This is a genomic window from Acinetobacter sp. GSS19, assembly GCF_028621895.1.
GTDB lineage: Bacteria > Pseudomonadota > Gammaproteobacteria > Pseudomonadales > Moraxellaceae > Acinetobacter.
The window spans coordinates 1,308,166-1,325,051 of the sequence record NZ_CP117520.1 but is presented as its reverse complement, the minus strand read 5'-3'; the positions used below and the strand labels follow the sequence as shown (position 1 = coordinate 1,325,051).

Below are 16,886 nucleotides of genomic sequence, written 5' to 3'. Positions count from 1 at the left end.
GACGCATAGCTTGATCAGTTTTTATATGGACTATGCGAATGCTTAACTAAACCGGCCTTGTCTGATCCAAGACCGCTGAATTTATCAGGTATATCATGACCGAATCTTTTGCAGCCCTCTTTGAAGAAAGTGAATTAAACCTCAATGTTGAAAAGGGTGCAGTCATCCAAGGTACTGTTGTAAGTATCGATTCTGACTGGGTTACTGTTGACACTGGCCTTAAATCTGAAGGCATCGTTGACCGCGCTGAATTCCTTAACGAACAACGTGAACTAGAAGTTGCTGTAGGCGACACAGTTGATGTTGTTGTTGAAGCGCTTGACAATGGTATGGGTCAAACAGTTTTATCACGTGAGAAAGCGAAACGTGCTGAAACTTGGACTAAACTTGAAAAAATCTTTGAAGACGGCGAAATCGTTACTGGTGTTATCTCTGGTAAAGTTAAAGGCGGTTTCACTGTTGACATCGGTCCAGTTCGTGCGTTCTTGCCAGGTTCTTTGGTAGACACTCGTCCAATCCGTGACACAACTCACCTTGAAGGTAAAGAGTTGGAATTCAAAGTGATCAAACTTGATGCTAAACGTAACAACGTTGTGGTATCTCGTCGTGCAGTAATGGAAGCTGAATCTTCAGCTGACCGTGAAGCGCTTCTTGCTCAACTTGAAGAAGGTCAAACTGTTACTGGTACAATCAAGAACCTTACTGACTACGGCGCATTCGTTGACCTTGGCGGTATTGATGGTCTTCTTCACATCACTGACATGGCTTGGAAACGTATCAAGCATCCATCAGAAGTTGTTGAAGTGGGTCAAGAAGTTACTGTTAAAGTACTTAAATTTGACCGTGAACGTAACCGTGTATCTCTAGGCCTTAAACAATTAGGCGAAGATCCATGGATGGCGATCATGAACCGTTACCCTAAAGGTTCTATCGTTAAAGCACGTGTAACTAACTTGACTGACTACGGTTGTTTCGCTGAAATCGCTGAAGGCGTTGAAGGTCTTGTTCACGTTTCAGAAATGGACCACACCAACAAAAACATCCACCCATCTAAAGTTGTTCAGATCGGTGATGAAGTTGATGTAATGGTTCTTGAAGTAGACGAAGAACGTCGTCGTATTTCTCTTGGTATCAAACAAACTCGTGCTAACCCATGGGAAGAGTTTGCTAAAAACCATGACAAAGGCGAGAAAGTTTCTGGCACAATCAAGTCAATCACAGACTTCGGTATTTTCATTGGCTTGCCTGGTGGTATCGACGGTCTAGTTCACTTGTCAGACATCTCTTGGAACGAACAAGGCGAAGATGCCATCCGTCGTTACAAGAAAGGTGACACTGTTGAAGCGGTTATCTTGTCTGTAGACGCTGAAGGCAACCGTATCAGCCTTGGCATCAAACAATTGAACAGCGATCCATTCAATGATTTCTTGGCTGCAAACGAACGCGGTGCCTTGGTTAAAGGTACTGTAACTGCAGTTGATGCGCGTGGTGCAACTGTTAAATTGGCTGACGAAGTAGAAGCAACTTTGAAAGCTTCTGAAATCAACCGCGATCGCGTTGAAGATGCAACTAAATTCCTAGAAGTAGGTCAAGAAGTTGAAGCGAAAATCATCAATGTAGATCGTAAATCTCGCTCTATCAACTTGTCTATCAAAGCGAAAGACGAAGCTGAAGAGAAAGAAGCGGTTGCAAACCTTCGCACAGCTTCTGCTGCTCAAGAAAACGGTCCTAAGACGATTGGTGACTTGATCAAAGCGCAAATGAAGTAATTTGTTAAAAAGTACTTGTTAGTGTAACTAATGAGTACTTTTTATATGAATACTGTAAACGGTAGCGTAGTATTATCATACTGCGCTACCGTTTTGTATTTAAACAGGTTATTATCAATACGAGTTAAAGTAGCATGATAATTAATGAGGTCGACGATGACTACAGAAGCACTTAATAAGTCTGACTTAATAGAGCGTATTGCCCTTAAGAACCCGCATCTTGCTGAACCTTTGGTAGAAGAAGCGGTTAAAATTATGATCGATCAGATGATCGAGGCGCTCTCTGCAGATAACCGTATTGAAATTCGTGGTTTTGGTAGTTTTGCTTTGCATCATCGCGAACCGCGCGTTGGTCGTAATCCTAAAACTGGTAAATCAGTAGAAGTGGCAGCAAAAGCTGTGCCTCACTTTAAACCAGGTAAAGCTTTGCGTGATGCAGTAAACGAGTCGATCCAGAAATAAAATAACTGGAGAGCGGTATGCGTTATTTTCTTGTCGCAGTGTTGATTGTGATTTTTGGCTATGCTCTTGCTTTGGTTTTACAAAATGGAGCGGAACTTTCGGTCGATTTACTATTCTTGCAAGTGCCCGCGATGCGTTTAGGGTTATTGCTGTTATTAACTTTGGGACTCGGAATTATTGTGGGATTGCTACTTGGTGTGCAAGTATTCCGTGTTTTCCAAACGAATTGGGAAATCAAACGCCTTCGTAAAGATATTGACCATCTACGCAAAGAGCAAATTCATGCCGCTCAACTGGCTGCAGCGGATGCTGCGGCACATGCCAGACATGAAAAAACTGTGTTAGACATTCCCTCAGAAAATAAAAGCCCATTATAATGGGCTTTTATTTTGCTTAATGGAAGTAGAGCCTTGAGTATCATTGTTGCACTAGATGCGAAAAGTCAAAGTGATGCCTTAGCGATTGCGGATCAGCTCGATCCTCGCTTATGTCGTGTAAAAGTCGGGAAAGAATTATTTACACATGAAGGTCCAGCGATCGTCAGACTTTTACAGCAGCGTGGTTTTGAAGTATTTCTTGACTTGAAGTTTCATGATATTCCAAATACAACGGCTCAGGCAGTTTGTGCAGCAGCAGATTTGGGTGTTTGGATGGTCAATGTGCATGCTTCAGGTGGTCGAAAAATGATGGAAACCTGTGTTGAGCGTCTAAAAGCAGGCAATTATCAAACACAGTTGATTGCGGTGACGGTTTTGACTTCCATGGGGCGTGAAGACCTAAAAGACATTGGCTTGGATATCGAACCTTTTGAACAAGTTAAGCGTCTTGCGGCATTAACCAAAGATTCAGGATTGGATGGTGTGGTGTGTTCAGCACAAGAAGCAAAAATTTTACGTACTGAGTTGGGGCAAGACTTTGCTTTGGTTACACCTGGTATTCGTCCAGAAGGTTCAAATGCTGATGACCAAAAGCGTATTGTTACACCGAAACAAGCTATGTTAGATGGTTCTACGCATTTGGTAATTGGGCGTCCAATTACCCAGTCAGCGAATCCGAATCAAACTTTAAATAAAATTTTGGCTTCTATTCGCTAAGCATTGAAAAACAGGGATAAGATAAAAGCCTCTTATCTCTGTGATCAGATTCAGTAACTTTAAACTTGCTTGATCTGATCAACTCAAAATCTCTCACGGTTATTTAAGTATTTGTGAATTTGCTAAACAATTCTATTTTTCTGCTTGATTTCAAAATTATTCTATAAATTTGATCATTTAGGTACTTTTCACCGGACACTTTTTTATAGTAAAAACTTAATCCCTTTATATTGTTCTGTAGATAGGGCGTGAAAGAGATTCATCTCATCTGGAGCTAAGAGATACAGGTTGATTGATCATCTATCTTTTGGCTTTAGTAAATCCGTCTATCTGCGTAGAAAATTGAAAGGAATCAACAAGGTGATTGTTGAGTTTTGATGTGGTGTGAGCTGTATTTTCATTGCCCTCCACAGCCTTAGATTAGGTGGTATGGAGTGAACCTAATCTATGATGAGGTGTTTGGGTGTACATCATCTTACGTGTTTGAATCGCCTAAGAGATTTGCGCTAAAGTTTTATTGGTTTCATCTCAATCTCCATTATACTTCCACCTGCCTTAGATAGCCGAAATTGATATGTCAGATCCGAACAATAGCTCTTTAACTTCTTTATCCCCGGCAGAACGCTATGCGCAAGCATTGGCTTCGGGGCAATTCATGTCTGATGATGCTCAGGCCCAGGCGGTACATGAGTTAGAACGTGTTTGGCAAGAACTCTTGCAGCGCTATAAGGCTTCGAAAAAAGCCTTTCGTCGTTTCCGTCGTCAAACGGCACCACAAGGTGTTTATATGTGGGGTGGGGTTGGTCGTGGTAAAACTTGGTTAATGGATCAGTTTTTTGATTCAATTCCATTTCGACGTAAAACCCGGATGCATTTCCACCACTTTATGCAACACGTGCATAAACAGCTAAATAAACTTTCTGGACAACGTAATCCCTTGGATTTGGTCGCAGATCAAATTTATAAAGATGCAGTCATTATTTGTTTCGATGAGTTTTTTGTATCGAATGTGACCGATGCCATGATTCTGAGCGATTTGTTCCAGAAGCTGTTTAATCGTGGCATTACCTTAGTGGCGACCTCAAATATTGCCCCTGATGGTTTATATAAAAATGGCATTCACCGTGATCGCTTTTTGCCAACGATTGAAATGGTCAAAAAGAATTGTACTGTGCTGAATGTGGATGCTGGTGTTGATTATCGTTTGCGTGTGTTAAAACAGGCACAGCTGTTTAAATCGCCTTTGACGCATGATCATCAAGTGTGGATGGCAAAACGCTTTACTGCACTCACGCAAACACAGACAGTTTCACAAGAGCCGATCATCATTAATGAGCGTCTAGTAGAAACTTTAGGTCATACCGAAGATGTATTGTGGTGTGAATTCAGTGAATTATGTTTAAAGCCACGTAGTCCTGCGGATTTTATTGAAATCGCCAATATCTACAACACCGTATTGGTGAGCAATGTTCCGCATCTAACTGATCAGCTGAGTGACGCGACACGTCGATTTATCTATCTGGTCGATGAATTTTACGATCGTGGTGTAAAGCTCTTACTCACTTCGCAAGATAGTATTATTGAAATTTATCAGGGTGAAAAACTAGCTTTTGAGATTGAACGGACACGTTCTCGTTTGCTAGAGATGCAATCTGATGAATATCTCAATGCTGAACATCGGCAGATTCAGGCACCTCAGATTATTGAGCAATAAGATCAAGCGCCTTCGGGCGCTTTTTTATCTCTAAGCTTTAATAAAATGGCGGTCAATTTATCGACATTTTTCTTGATTCATGGCTTAATCGGGAAGGTTGATGCAGAAATTTAGGCTTAATCGATAATTTATTAAATAAAGCTGAACTTAAGTCTAATTTCGGCATTTCTAAAACTTTATAAACTGTAATCGAGTATTCATCACGATGATGTAGTATCGCCAAACTGATTATTTAATTTAATGATGTTGATATTTATTAGATTAAAAATGCTTACTATTTAGCTGTGTGATATTACTATTCAGTGAAGTATAAATCGGTATACTAGAATCTCTTGTGATAAAAAATAGCAATATCAGGAAAGACAATGACTGCACGTATTCAAAAAGGCAAATTAGCGATTGCTAAAGAGCTCTACGATTTCATCGAGAATGAGGCACTACCTGGTTCTGGTTTGGACAGCGAAACATACTGGAAAAACTTTGAACAAGTCGTTGTCGATCTTAGCCCAAAAAACAAAGCACTATTAGCAAAGCGTGATGAATTGCAGGCTAAAATTGATGAATGGCATCGCAATAATCCATTTGAATTAGAAGCTTACAAAGCTTTCCTTACTGAAATTGGCTACTTATTACCAGAAGTAGAAGATTTCCAGATTAGCACTGAAAATGTGGACGCAGAAATCGCGACTTTAGCGGGTCCACAGCTTGTAGTACCAGTACGTAATGCACGTTACTGCTTGAATGCGGCAAATGCGCGTTGGGGCTCATTATATGATGCGCTATACGGCTTTGACGTGATTTCAGAAGAAGGTGGCGCTGAAAAAGGTAAGGGTTATAACCCTGCACGTGGCGCAAAAGTTATTGAATTCGCTAAAAACTTTTTAAATGAAACATTCCCGCTTGCACAAGGCTCACATGCCGATGCTACAAAATATGCGGTAGAAAACAATGCCTTGGTTGTGACTTTAAAAGATGGTTCAACCACTGGTTTAGCTCAGCCAGAAAAGTTTGCAGGTTTTAACGGTGAAGCTGCAAATCCAGTTGAGATTGTTCTAAAAAATAATGGCTTGCATGCGATTGTACAAATCGATGCTAGCACAGTTGTTGGTCAATCTGATGCAGCCGGCGTCAAAGACATCGTGCTTGAAGCTGCTGTAACCACGATTCAGGATCTTGAAGATTCAATCGCAGCAGTTGATGCTGAAGAAAAAGTTGAAGGTTACCGCAACTGGTTAGGCCTTATGAAAGGCACCTTGACTGAATCGTTCCAGAAAGGTGACAAGACTGTTACACGTGCGATGAATCAAGACCGTACTTACACGGATACCCATGGTCAAGTGCAAACTCTACATGGCCGTTCGTTGATGTTGCTGCGTAATGTTGGTCACTTGATGACCAACCCGGCAATTTTGGTGGATGGTGCCGAAATTTACGAAGGGATCATGGATGCCTTGATCACTCCGTTATTAACTTTCGCTGATATCCGTGGTGAAAACCAGTTACGCAACTCTCGTACTGGCTCAATGTATATCGTAAAACCAAAAATGCACGGTCCAGAAGAAGTGGCATTCGCGGTAGAGCTATTCGAACGTGCAGAACAGGCGCTTGGCTTACCGGCGAAAACGCTTAAAATGGGTATCATGGACGAAGAACGTCGTACCTCTGTTAACTTGAAAAACTGTATTGCTCAAGCGAAAGACCGTACCATTTTCATTAACACTGGTTTTATGGATCGTACGGGTGATGAAATCCATACCTTTATGGAAGCAGGTCCATTCGTTCGTAAAACTGAAGTGAAGAACCAAATTTGGTTCCCGGCATACGAAAACCGTAACGTGATAATCGGTCTACATGCTGGCTTAAGTGGTAAAGCGCAAATTGGTAAAGGGATGTGGGCAAAGCCAGATATGCTGCTTGACATGTACAAAACCAAAATGGAGCACCCACTTGCTGGTGCGACCTGTGCTTGGGTTCCATCTCCAACAGGTGCGGTAATTCACGCCATTCATTACCATCAAGTCAATGTGGCTGAACGTCAAAAAGAATTGGCAACTACACAAGCATTGCCACTGAATGATTTGTTGACTCCACCACTGGCGACAGATACAAATTGGTCAGATGAAGTGAAGAACAATGAACTTGAAAATAACTGTCAAGGTATCTTGGGTTATGTAGTGCGTTGGGTAGACTTGGGTGTGGGTTGTTCTAAAGTGCCAGATATCAATGATATTGGCTTGATGGAAGACCGTGCAACCTTACGTATCTCTTCACAGCACGTAGCGAACTGGTTGCGTCATGGCATCGTAACCCGTGCACAAGTTGAAGAAGTCTTGAAACGTATGGCAAAAATTGTTGACCAGCAAAATGCGGATGATCCACTTTATACGCCAATGTCTGCTGACTTTGAAAACAGTATTGCTTTCCAAGCTGCTTCTGATTTGATCTTTAAAGGTCATGAGCAACCATCAGGTTATACTGAGCCACTATTGCATGCTGCACGCTTAAAACTCAAAGGTTATACCGGTGACTAATTCAGCGTGTTGAATAAAAAAAGCCTCTTCGGAGGCTTTTTTTATTGATCTGATGAAAATGATATTGTGATTGTAGACAGCCGTAATGGGGAAAATGCTATCACTGGATTGAAAAAGCGTATCAGTGGCTTTATATAAAAGTTTCTGAGTTAGTCCGGTTAGGCAATGTGTGCGAACTTTAAACCCTTGACACTTGAGCAGACAAAACCACTCAATTTACCCGTAATCCCTTTTGCTTATCCAGATGAGGTTTATCCGGGTTATGAGCTGCCTTTGTTATTTAAATCTGATCAAGGTCTAGAATGGCGTTCTGTGAGGTTCGGTCTCGTGCCCAAGTGGGCTACAGATCTGCAAATTGCAAAACGGACCTACAATGCACGCAGTGAAACACTGCTAGAAAAGCCAAGTTTTCAAGCTGCTGCGATGAAGTGTAAGTTTGCTGTTATTCCGGTGACAGAATTTTATGAGGGTAAATATATCGATCAGCAGCCACAACGCTGGGCGGTGCGTCGCAAGGATGGCCAGGCTTTTTATATCGCGGCCTTGTACGAGATTATGAAATTAAATGATCAGGTGATTCGTTCCGCCACGATGTTGACAATTGATGCCATAGACCATCCGATGATGAAAGATTTTCATGAACCGGGGAACGTGAAACGTTCAGTCGTGGTGATTCCTCACCACCAGCTCGACGAGTGGTTGAGTCTCACTACTCCACAGGAAATGTACCGTTTTATGCAGGGTTTTCCTGTTGAAGAGTTCGAATGTCAGCATGTTCCGAAGACAAAAATTGTCAAGGAAACCCCGCAGCTGACTTTCTTTGATTAATGAGATAGATTGTGAAAAATATGCTTCAATCCATCAATCATTCGTTCAATCTGTAATGCTGTCAAACCTTCAAGGGATTGTTCTAAAACGGCTGCTGTCAAGTCATTGATTTTATGAGTCATTTCTAGACCGGATTCGGTTAAAACTACGCGAGTAATTCGACCATCATGAGGACAAGAATAGGTGTCGACATAACCTTCCTCTTTGAGTCGATACACGATTTTTGTGGTAGTCGACATTTTGGATACCACCATTTCTGATAAATCGGAAACACTGGCGTTGGGCTTGGAGGCGAGAGCAATCAGAATACGTCGTCTGGAATTATCTACCCCATACTTTTTCAGTACATGATCTACTTTGAGTACATACTGAGAATGAACCTGAGTGATCCAATAAAACGGAAAATGTTCTAAATTAAACTCTTCATGTGAAGGTAGAAATTTCGAGTATTTTTTACTCATAGTGGCTGTCCTTAAATGTGATGTTTTTAATTATTGTATGAGTTATGTCACATTTATATATTATTTTAAAATAGAATGTTTAATCAATATATAAATTTGTTAAAGCCTACCTAATTAATAAGAAATTCATATAAGGAAATGATTTTTAATCACAATTTATATTATTGTTATCACTTTTTATGCTTTTATTTGATAACAGTTTAAATTAACTTTTTGAAAATTCGATTGATTCTATCGCTTTTAAAAATACCTAAATTTGAAAAAAATCTGCATAATAAAGCTTCATTATTTGTAAAGGAAAATGTTATGGATCCGTCGCCGAGTAGGTTGTTTGCATCAATAGCTCAATATTTCCCTAATAAACAGGAGATCTAAAAATGGAATTTTTATTAGATCCGGGAATTTGGGTTGGCCTACTGACACTGATTGTCTTAGAAATTGTTTTGGGGATTGATAACCTCGTCTTTATTGCCATTCTGGCAGATAAGCTTCCACCCGAACAGCGTGATAAAGCCCGTATTATTGGCCTGTCTCTTGCATTGGTCATGCGTTTAGGTCTGTTATCGGTGATTTCCTGGTTAGTCACTTTGACTAAGCCACTGATTGAAATTGCACATTTAAGTTTTTCCGGTCGCGATCTCATTTTATTATTTGGCGGATTATTCCTGGTCTATAAAGCCGTAACGGAACTTCACGAAAAACTTGAAGGTAAACCTGAGATTCAGACCAATTCATCCGTCGCGTATGCCGGTTTTTGGGCTGTAGTGGCACAGATCATCGTGCTTGATGCGGTATTTTCACTCGATTCCGTTATTACTGCCATTGGGATGGTCGATAACATCTATGTGATGATGGCTGCGGTCACGATTGCCGTATTTGTGATGCTGGTTGCATCAAAGCCTTTGACTGCTTTTGTAAATCGTCATCCAACCGTCGTGATTCTTTGTTTAAGTTTTTTGCTGTTAATCGGGATCAGCTTGATTGCAGAAGGCTTTGGCTTCCATATTCCGAAAGGATATATCTATTCCGGTATTGGTGTAGCCATCTTGATTGAGGCGTTTAACCAGTTTTCTTCTCGTAATCAAGCGAAACATCAATCAAAGATTCCATTACGACATCGTACTGCCGATTCCATTCTTAAACTGATGGGTGGGCGTGTAGAAACGATTCAGACCGCAGAGCAGGCAGAAGCACAAGCGGCTTTTGTGAATGAAGAGCGTTATATGATTGGTGGGGTATTAACCTTAGCCGAACGCTCAGTCGCATCAATTATGACTCCGCGTAACCAGATTTCTTGGGTGAATTTAGAGGATTCGCCTGAACAGATCCGTGAGCAAGTTTTGGCTGTGCCGCATAGTCTATTCCCTGTGTGCCGTGGCAATTTGGATAAAGTCGTGACAGTGGTACGTGCCAAGGAGTTAATTGACAATCTGGATGACCCTGCTGCCTTACAGCAATTGCTCAAACGCCAGCGCCCCATCTTTATTTTTGAAAAGATGAAGGTAATTGATGCCATTCATACTTTGCGAAGCTCGAAGGGTTCACTGGTGATGGTGACCAATGAATTTGGCAATGTGCAAGGTGTTATTACACCCTTGGATGTCTTTGAGGCGATTGCAGGTGAGTTCCCGGATGCCGATGAACAGCCAGATTTAGTCAAGTTAGATGAATCCACATGGAAAGCAACCGGTATGCTTGATTTGTATCAGCTTGAACTGGAATTGGAAATGCTGGATCTGGTGGAAGAAGATGCCGACTATATTACGGTAGCAGGTTTGATTTTGGATAAAGCTCAACAACCTATCAAGATTGGTATGGTCATCTCGTATCGTGGTATTGATTTTGAAGTGCTTGAATTGGATGAAAATCGTATCCAAACGGTCAAGATCAGCCATACGCGTTAATTAAAAAAGCCCCATTTTGTATGGGGCTTTTTTAATGAATAACAGCATAGTAAGTTTATGATATTCAGAATGAATCTTAATGTGATGTGTGATTTAGTCTGCAAACAACATAAGATTTTTGTGTGTTAAAACTGAGGGAGAATAAAGAATACAAAAATAAACAGGGCGAAGAAAAAAACAATCCCAAATGTCAAAGGTGGATGCTGAATCTTGACAAAATCTCGCTCATGACAATTACTGCATTCATGCGGATTGCTCGCTAATGGTGCCCAGCAGTTTGAACAACGTTGTTGCGAGAAAATTTGACTGATCGGTTTCATAGCAAGGCCGCGTCCATCATGTTTTTATCATCATGAGTTAGCATAAGCGCTATACAAATGAATTAATAATGAAAAAAGGTAAAAAGCTTATCAAAAATAAATAAAAGGAATTTAATAATTTGATTTTAAAATTTATTTTTTGATGTTGGGTATAAAAAATGAGTTTTAATAACTAAAAAAGAGGTTTGGTAAGTTTATTTATATATAGCGTCATTAAAACATAAACCTATATAAAAGATAGGCTTATGTTTTATGATTATACGATTTATTGTTTAACAATCATCACCGGGATCAGCGTAGAGCCCAGTACATCTTGAGCAAAACTGCCGAGTAACACTTTCTGGAAGCCCTTGCGACCATGAGAGCCCATCACGATAAGGTCAGTCTTTGACTCTTCAGCAATTTGGATGAGCGTTCCTACGGATACTTCGCCTTTAACGGTTTTGATTTCAGCGCCCACACCATATTCTGCGCAAATATTTTGGGCGGTTGCCAAAGCTTTTTGTGCATTGGCAAAAGCTTCAATAAAGTACTCTTTCATAATAGCCGAGCCAGCCGAATAATAGAAATCACTGTCACGGAAAGGATCTTCTACCACAATGCTGATGATAGTGAGTTTACTATCAAAAGCTTTGGCAAAAATAGCGGCCTGTTTTACCGCAGCGAGGGAGATTTCGGAACCATCGACTGGAACAAGAATGTGTTGAAATGACATATGGGACTCCTAGTCCATTATGATTTTTAAGTATTTTCTATTCTTAGCATATCCTTCTAAGCGTCGCAATTTATTTGCTTGATAAATTCTTTACGGCTGAGAAGATTTATTTTCTTGTTATTTAGAATTTATATACGATTGAACTAGTCTAAGCCGTTAAAAACTCTGTTACAAGCAATCGTCTTAAGAGTTGGGATTGATGTTTATTTTTAGAAAAAGGATATTGAGGCAGTGTCTAAAATCTGTCTTGTGATACGATTCATTTGATCGTTATAAAGTCTTTAAATCTATAAAATAAATATTAAAAATATGGGGTTGTAGTTATTTTATTTATAGTTAATTTGTATTTAATTTGTTATACTATTCATACCCTCACAAGCTCCTTGAACTTTATAACTTTCTGATTTTTAAAGTTCAGTAAACCCCATTTTTTGATAAAAATGGGGTTTTTTCTGTGCAGAATCCTATAAAGACCCATGACATCGATTTCATCGGCCAAAGTTTTTCTTGCGAGATAGGCTCATCTAGTAATTTTACTATCTGGAAAAATATAAAATTATAAAGGGTAGGCTTGGGTGATCCTTGATAAGTGATCTTAAACATTGCATGATTTCCTATTATTGGCTAAAAGGATTTCTAAGCGAAATAGAACTCATTCACATAAACAGGCTATAATCTGGGCTGATCAATCGAGGGCAATCATCATGCGGGCTGCAACCATTCAACTAAAAACTGCACAAGATCTGGAAAAACTTAGAGTTTCTGGACGTCTTGCTGCTGAAGTTTTAGCAATGATTGGCGAGCACGTAAAACCAGGAGTTTCTACTGAATATCTGGATGATCTGTGCCATGACTATATAGTCAACACATTGAAGGTGATACCGGCGAATGTTGGATATTATGGTTATACCAAAACGACGTGCATTTCACCGAATGAAGTAGTGTGTCATGGTATTCCTTCTGCTGAAGTAATTCTAAAAGAAGGAGATATCATTAATATTGACGTGGCGATTATCAAAGATGGGTATTATGGAGATACCAGCCGGATGTATTATGTTGGTTCAGTCAATCCTGTAGCACAGAAACTAGTGGAAACCACCTATCATGCGATGCTTGCAGGTATACAAATGGTTAAGCCGGGTGCCACGCTCGGTGATGTGGGGCATGCGATTCAGAATGTAGCCCAAAAAGAAGGTTACAGTATTGTTCGCGAATACTGTGGGCATGGAATTGGGCAAACCTACCATGAACAACCGAGTGTTTTGCACTACGGTATACCGGGGCAAGGCGTGCAGTTAAAAACCGGGATGGTCTTTACCATTGAGCCAATGGTAAATGCAGGTAAGGCACGTGTTAGAGAATTGAATGATGGCTGGACGGTGGTAACTGTAGATAAATCTCTATCTGCACAATGGGAGCATATGGTTGCCGTGACTGAGGAAGGTTTTGAATTGTTGTCGCCTTGGCCAGAAGGAACAGGACATTATCCAGAAATCATTAGATCTGAATGTGGATCTTAAAAAAATATCAGAAATGGTGAATTTCTAAAACGAGTGATATTGAAAGTATATTACTGAGAAAATAAGGCATTTTATGGGGAAAAAATGCCTTATTAAATTTTAGGGTTAGCGTTTAGTGAGATGTTCTACTAGATAGTCAATAAAGACGCGTACCGCAGGCAGTAGGCCACGTCGCGATGGGTATACGGCATGAAAAATACCGTGAGGCGCTTTCCAGTCCGGCAGCACGCGGATTAATTCTCCGGATTCAATGTAATCTTTCGCAATCGTATCCGGCAATAAGGCAATCCCGCAATTTTGTCTTGCCAGTTGTGCCAACATCATGAGATCGGAACCCATCACCACAGGATTGACTTTCACCTTTTTCTGGTGATTTTGTGCATCATGTAAAATTAAAAATTGATCCAGATGCTCATCTACCATGCTTAAAATCCGGTGTTCAGTTAATTCATCGGGATGTTTCAGTTCACCATATTGGTTGAGGTAGGCTTGGCTTGCAAATAAGTGCTGTTCAATTTTTTCAAACTTACGAATGATCAGGTTGGGGTCTTCATCCAGATTTGAGCGCACACGCAGTGCGATATCAATGCCTTCATTAATCACGTCGACCCGTCGATTACTCACGATTAATTGCACTTTGATTTCAGGGTACATTTTAAGGAAATCCGGCAGAATCTTGGTCATTTCATTTTGAGCAATAGAAACGGGTAGGCTGAGTTTAATCACACCTCGCGGTTGAATGCTCAGATGATCAACCAGATCATGTGCTGCCTGAGCAGCATTCATCATGACTTGTGCATGACGATAGATATTCATGCCAATTTCAGTCACGGCAAAATGACGAGAGCTTCGCTGAATTAAACGGACACCGAGTTTTTCTTCTAGATTATAGACGCGACGACTGAGTTTGGATTTTGGGATATCTGTTGCACGTTCGGCTGAACTAAAGCCACCATGTTCAACGACTAAAGCAAAATAATAAAAATCGTCGAGATCATTGAGCATCTTATTATCCTATTTATGAAACATTGGTGCTATTAAAATGTTTTTTGTTGCGTTTAGTCAAATTGGATATTGCTATAAATGTAATGATGGGAAATGGCTAAACTAAAATTATTTAAGTGGGTTTTATAGTATTCATTTTAAATTACAGTGAGTTTTCTGGCTTTTAAAATATGAATTTAGGTTAAAAAATACGCGCTTGAAATTAAATTGAAGAATTGTGCTTGCAAACGGCCGTAAATCCCCTAGAATACGCACATCCCGACGCGATTGATACGAAGCTTCACCAAGGGTGAGGTTGTTAAGTATCTTTTTCGTTATTTTCTACTGACGAGGTAGGGAAGAGATCATTAAGAGATTATGAAGAACAACTTGTGTGGATTTTTACTGGTTGATTGATCGATAAATTATCATTGATTGAATTGGTAGAAATTACTCGAAGTTTATTTGAGCGAATTTTTAGTCAGTAAGATTAATGAGCCAGATTTGGCTACTTCGAAAAAGTGGCAAATGATTTTAAACTGAAGAGTTTGATCATGGCTCAGATTGAACGCTGGCGGCAGGCTTAACACATGCAAGTCGAGCGGAGCGAGGGTGCTTGCACCTTAGCTTAGCGGCGGACGGGTGAGTAATGCTTAGGAATCTGCCTATTAGTGGGGGACAACGTTTCGAAAGGAACGCTAATACCGCATACGTCCTACGGGAGAAAGCAGGGGATCTTCGGACCTTGCGCTAATAGATGAGCCTAAGTCGGATTAGCTAGTTGGTGGGGTAAAGGCCTACCAAGGCGACGATCTGTAGCGGGTCTGAGAGGATGATCCGCCACACTGGGACTGAGACACGGCCCAGACTCCTACGGGAGGCAGCAGTGGGGAATATTGGACAATGGGGGGAACCCTGATCCAGCCATGCCGCGTGTGTGAAGAAGGCCTTTTGGTTGTAAAGCACTTTAAGCGAGGAGGAGGCTTACCTAGTTAATACCTGGGATAAGTGGACGTTACTCGCAGAATAAGCACCGGCTAACTCTGTGCCAGCAGCCGCGGTAATACAGAGGGTGCGAGCGTTAATCGGATTTACTGGGCGTAAAGCGTGCGTAGGCGGCTTTTTAAGTCGGATGTGAAATCCCCGAGCTTAACTTGGGAATTGCATTCGATACTGGGAAGCTAGAGTATGGGAGAGGATGGTAGAATTCCAGGTGTAGCGGTGAAATGCGTAGAGATCTGGAGGAATACCGATGGCGAAGGCAGCCATCTGGCCTAATACTGACGCTGAGGTACGAAAGCATGGGGAGCAAACAGGATTAGATACCCTGGTAGTCCATGCCGTAAACGATGTCTACTAGCCGTTGGGGCCTTTGAGGCTTTAGTGGCGCAGCTAACGCGATAAGTAGACCGCCTGGGGAGTACGGTCGCAAGACTAAAACTCAAATGAATTGACGGGGCCCGCACAAGCGGTGGAGCATGTGGTTTAATTCGATGCAACGCGAAGAACCTTACCTGGCCTTGACATAGTAAGAACTTTCCAGAGATGGATTGGTGCCTTCGGGAACTTACATACAGGTGCTGCATGGCTGTCGTCAGCTCGTGTCGTGAGATGTTGGGTTAAGTCCCGCAACGAGCGCAACCCTTTTCCTTATTTGCCAGCACTTCGGGTGGGAACTTTAAGGATACTGCCAGTGACAAACTGGAGGAAGGCGGGGACGACGTCAAGTCATCATGGCCCTTACGGCCAGGGCTACACACGTGCTACAATGGTCGGTACAAAGGGTTGCTACACAGCGATGTGATGCTAATCTCAAAAAGCCGATCGTAGTCCGGATTGGAGTCTGCAACTCGACTCCATGAAGTCGGAATCGCTAGTAATCGCGGATCAGAATGCCGCGGTGAATACGTTCCCGGGCCTTGTACACACCGCCCGTCACACCATGGGAGTTTGTTGCACCAGAAGTAGCTAGCCTAACTGCAAAGAGGGCGGTTACCACGGTGTGGCCGATGACTGGGGTGAAGTCGTAACAAGGTAGCCGTAGGGGAACCTGCGGCTGGATCACCTCCTTAACGAAAGATTGACGATTAGTAAGAATCCACAACAAGTTGTTCTTCATGACGATGTATCTGAGGGTCTGTAGCTCAGTTGGTTAGAGCACACGCTTGATAAGCGTGGGGTCACAAGTTCAAGTCTTGTCAGACCCACCATGACATACTCATACGATACATTGACTAATGATATAGCTGGGGACTTAGCTTAGTTGGTAGAGCGCCTGCTTTGCACGCAGGAGGTCAGGAGTTCGACTCTCCTAGTCTCCACCACGTATTTCGGTACGAGGCTAAAGCTAAAGATTGCAGAACTTAATGAATACGATGATGTTTATTAATTTCTGTGATTTAAGTATCACGGTATTAAGCATGACCTGACGAAGGCGTGTTTATTCATTAACAGATTGGCAAAATTGAGTCTAAAATAAATTGTTCACTCAATTCAGAAGACAGTAGCAAGCAATTGTGAATGTTGAATGAAATTGAGAACTAGCAAATTAACTGAATCAAGCGTTTTGGTATATGAATTTAGA

The 16,886-nt window shown here is 41.3% G+C and carries 12 protein-coding genes, 2 tRNA genes and 1 rRNA gene; 12 read left to right on the top strand and 3 right to left on the bottom strand.

Annotation, left to right across the window (positions count from 1 at the left end):
- Nucleotides 1-95: 95 nt before the first annotated feature.
- From rpsA to PGW99_RS06340, 7 genes are all read left to right on the top strand, one after another.
- A complete protein-coding gene (gene rpsA, locus PGW99_RS06370; protein WP_273776750.1) occupies nt 96-1,769 on the top strand; it encodes a 30S ribosomal protein S1 in 1,674 nt (557 codons plus the stop codon).
- A gap of 156 nt (nt 1,770-1,925) precedes the next feature.
- Nucleotides 1,926-2,231, top strand: coding sequence for an integration host factor subunit beta (locus PGW99_RS06365; protein ID WP_273776749.1), 306 nt, complete (start codon nt 1,926-1,928; stop codon nt 2,229-2,231).
- Between the two features lie 17 nt (nt 2,232-2,248).
- Nucleotides 2,249-2,608: a lipopolysaccharide assembly protein LapA domain-containing protein gene (locus PGW99_RS06360; RefSeq protein WP_273776748.1), complete on the top strand. Its 360-nt coding sequence runs from the start codon at nt 2,249-2,251 to the stop codon at nt 2,606-2,608.
- A 33-nt stretch (nt 2,609-2,641) separates the two neighbouring features.
- The gene (gene pyrF, locus PGW99_RS06355) at nt 2,642-3,325 is read left to right on the top strand and encodes an orotidine-5'-phosphate decarboxylase (RefSeq protein WP_273776747.1); all 684 of its coding nucleotides are present in this window, start codon (nt 2,642-2,644) and stop codon (nt 3,323-3,325) included.
- 574 nt (nt 3,326-3,899) lie between these two features.
- Nucleotides 3,900-5,039: a cell division protein ZapE gene (gene zapE, locus PGW99_RS06350; protein WP_273776746.1), complete on the top strand. Its 1,140-nt coding sequence runs from the start codon at nt 3,900-3,902 to the stop codon at nt 5,037-5,039.
- 365 nt (nt 5,040-5,404) lie between these two features.
- Nucleotides 5,405-7,570: a malate synthase G gene (locus tag PGW99_RS06345; RefSeq protein WP_273776745.1), complete on the top strand. Its 2,166-nt coding sequence runs from the start codon at nt 5,405-5,407 to the stop codon at nt 7,568-7,570.
- 165 nt (nt 7,571-7,735) lie between these two features.
- The gene (locus tag PGW99_RS06340) at nt 7,736-8,398 is read left to right on the top strand and encodes an SOS response-associated peptidase (protein WP_273776744.1); all 663 of its coding nucleotides are present in this window, start codon (nt 7,736-7,738) and stop codon (nt 8,396-8,398) included.
- Here PGW99_RS06340 and PGW99_RS06335 read toward each other — a convergent pair.
- The gene (locus tag PGW99_RS06335; protein ID WP_273776743.1) at nt 8,395-8,859 is read right to left on the bottom strand and encodes a MarR family winged helix-turn-helix transcriptional regulator; all 465 of its coding nucleotides are present in this window, start codon (nt 8,857-8,859) and stop codon (nt 8,395-8,397) included. The genes PGW99_RS06340 and PGW99_RS06335 overlap by 4 nt on opposite strands.
- Nucleotides 8,860-9,236: 377 nt before the next feature.
- Here PGW99_RS06335 and PGW99_RS06330 point away from each other — a divergent pair, with 377 nt between their 5' ends.
- Complete coding sequence (locus PGW99_RS06330) at nt 9,237-10,763, top strand: TerC family protein (RefSeq protein WP_273776742.1); 1,527 nt, start codon at nt 9,237-9,239, stop codon at nt 10,761-10,763.
- Between the two features lie 585 nt (nt 10,764-11,348).
- Here the strand turns inward: PGW99_RS06330 and PGW99_RS06325 are convergent.
- Nucleotides 11,349-11,798 (bottom strand): universal stress protein, encoded by a 450-nt coding sequence (locus tag PGW99_RS06325; protein WP_273776741.1) that lies wholly within the window; start codon nt 11,796-11,798, stop codon nt 11,349-11,351.
- Between the two features lie 704 nt (nt 11,799-12,502).
- Between PGW99_RS06325 and map the strand changes: the two genes are divergently transcribed.
- Nucleotides 12,503-13,318: a type I methionyl aminopeptidase gene (gene map, locus PGW99_RS06320; RefSeq protein ID WP_273776740.1), complete on the top strand. Its 816-nt coding sequence runs from the start codon at nt 12,503-12,505 to the stop codon at nt 13,316-13,318.
- Between the two features lie 105 nt (nt 13,319-13,423).
- Here map and PGW99_RS06315 read toward each other — a convergent pair whose 3' ends face one another.
- The gene (locus PGW99_RS06315; RefSeq protein WP_273776739.1) at nt 13,424-14,323 is read right to left on the bottom strand and encodes a LysR family transcriptional regulator; all 900 of its coding nucleotides are present in this window, start codon (nt 14,321-14,323) and stop codon (nt 13,424-13,426) included.
- A 515-nt stretch (nt 14,324-14,838) separates the two neighbouring features.
- On the opposite strand from PGW99_RS06315, the gene PGW99_RS06310 reads away from it, so the two are divergent.
- From PGW99_RS06310 to PGW99_RS06300, 3 genes are all read left to right on the top strand, one after another.
- Nucleotides 14,839-16,374: ribosomal RNA gene (locus tag PGW99_RS06310) — 16S ribosomal RNA — on the top strand.
- 61 nt (nt 16,375-16,435) lie between these two features.
- A tRNA-Ile gene (locus tag PGW99_RS06305) sits at nt 16,436-16,512 on the top strand.
- Nucleotides 16,513-16,550: 38 nt separating this feature from the next.
- A tRNA-Ala gene (locus PGW99_RS06300) sits at nt 16,551-16,626 on the top strand.
- Nucleotides 16,627-16,886: the final 260 nt, after the last annotated feature.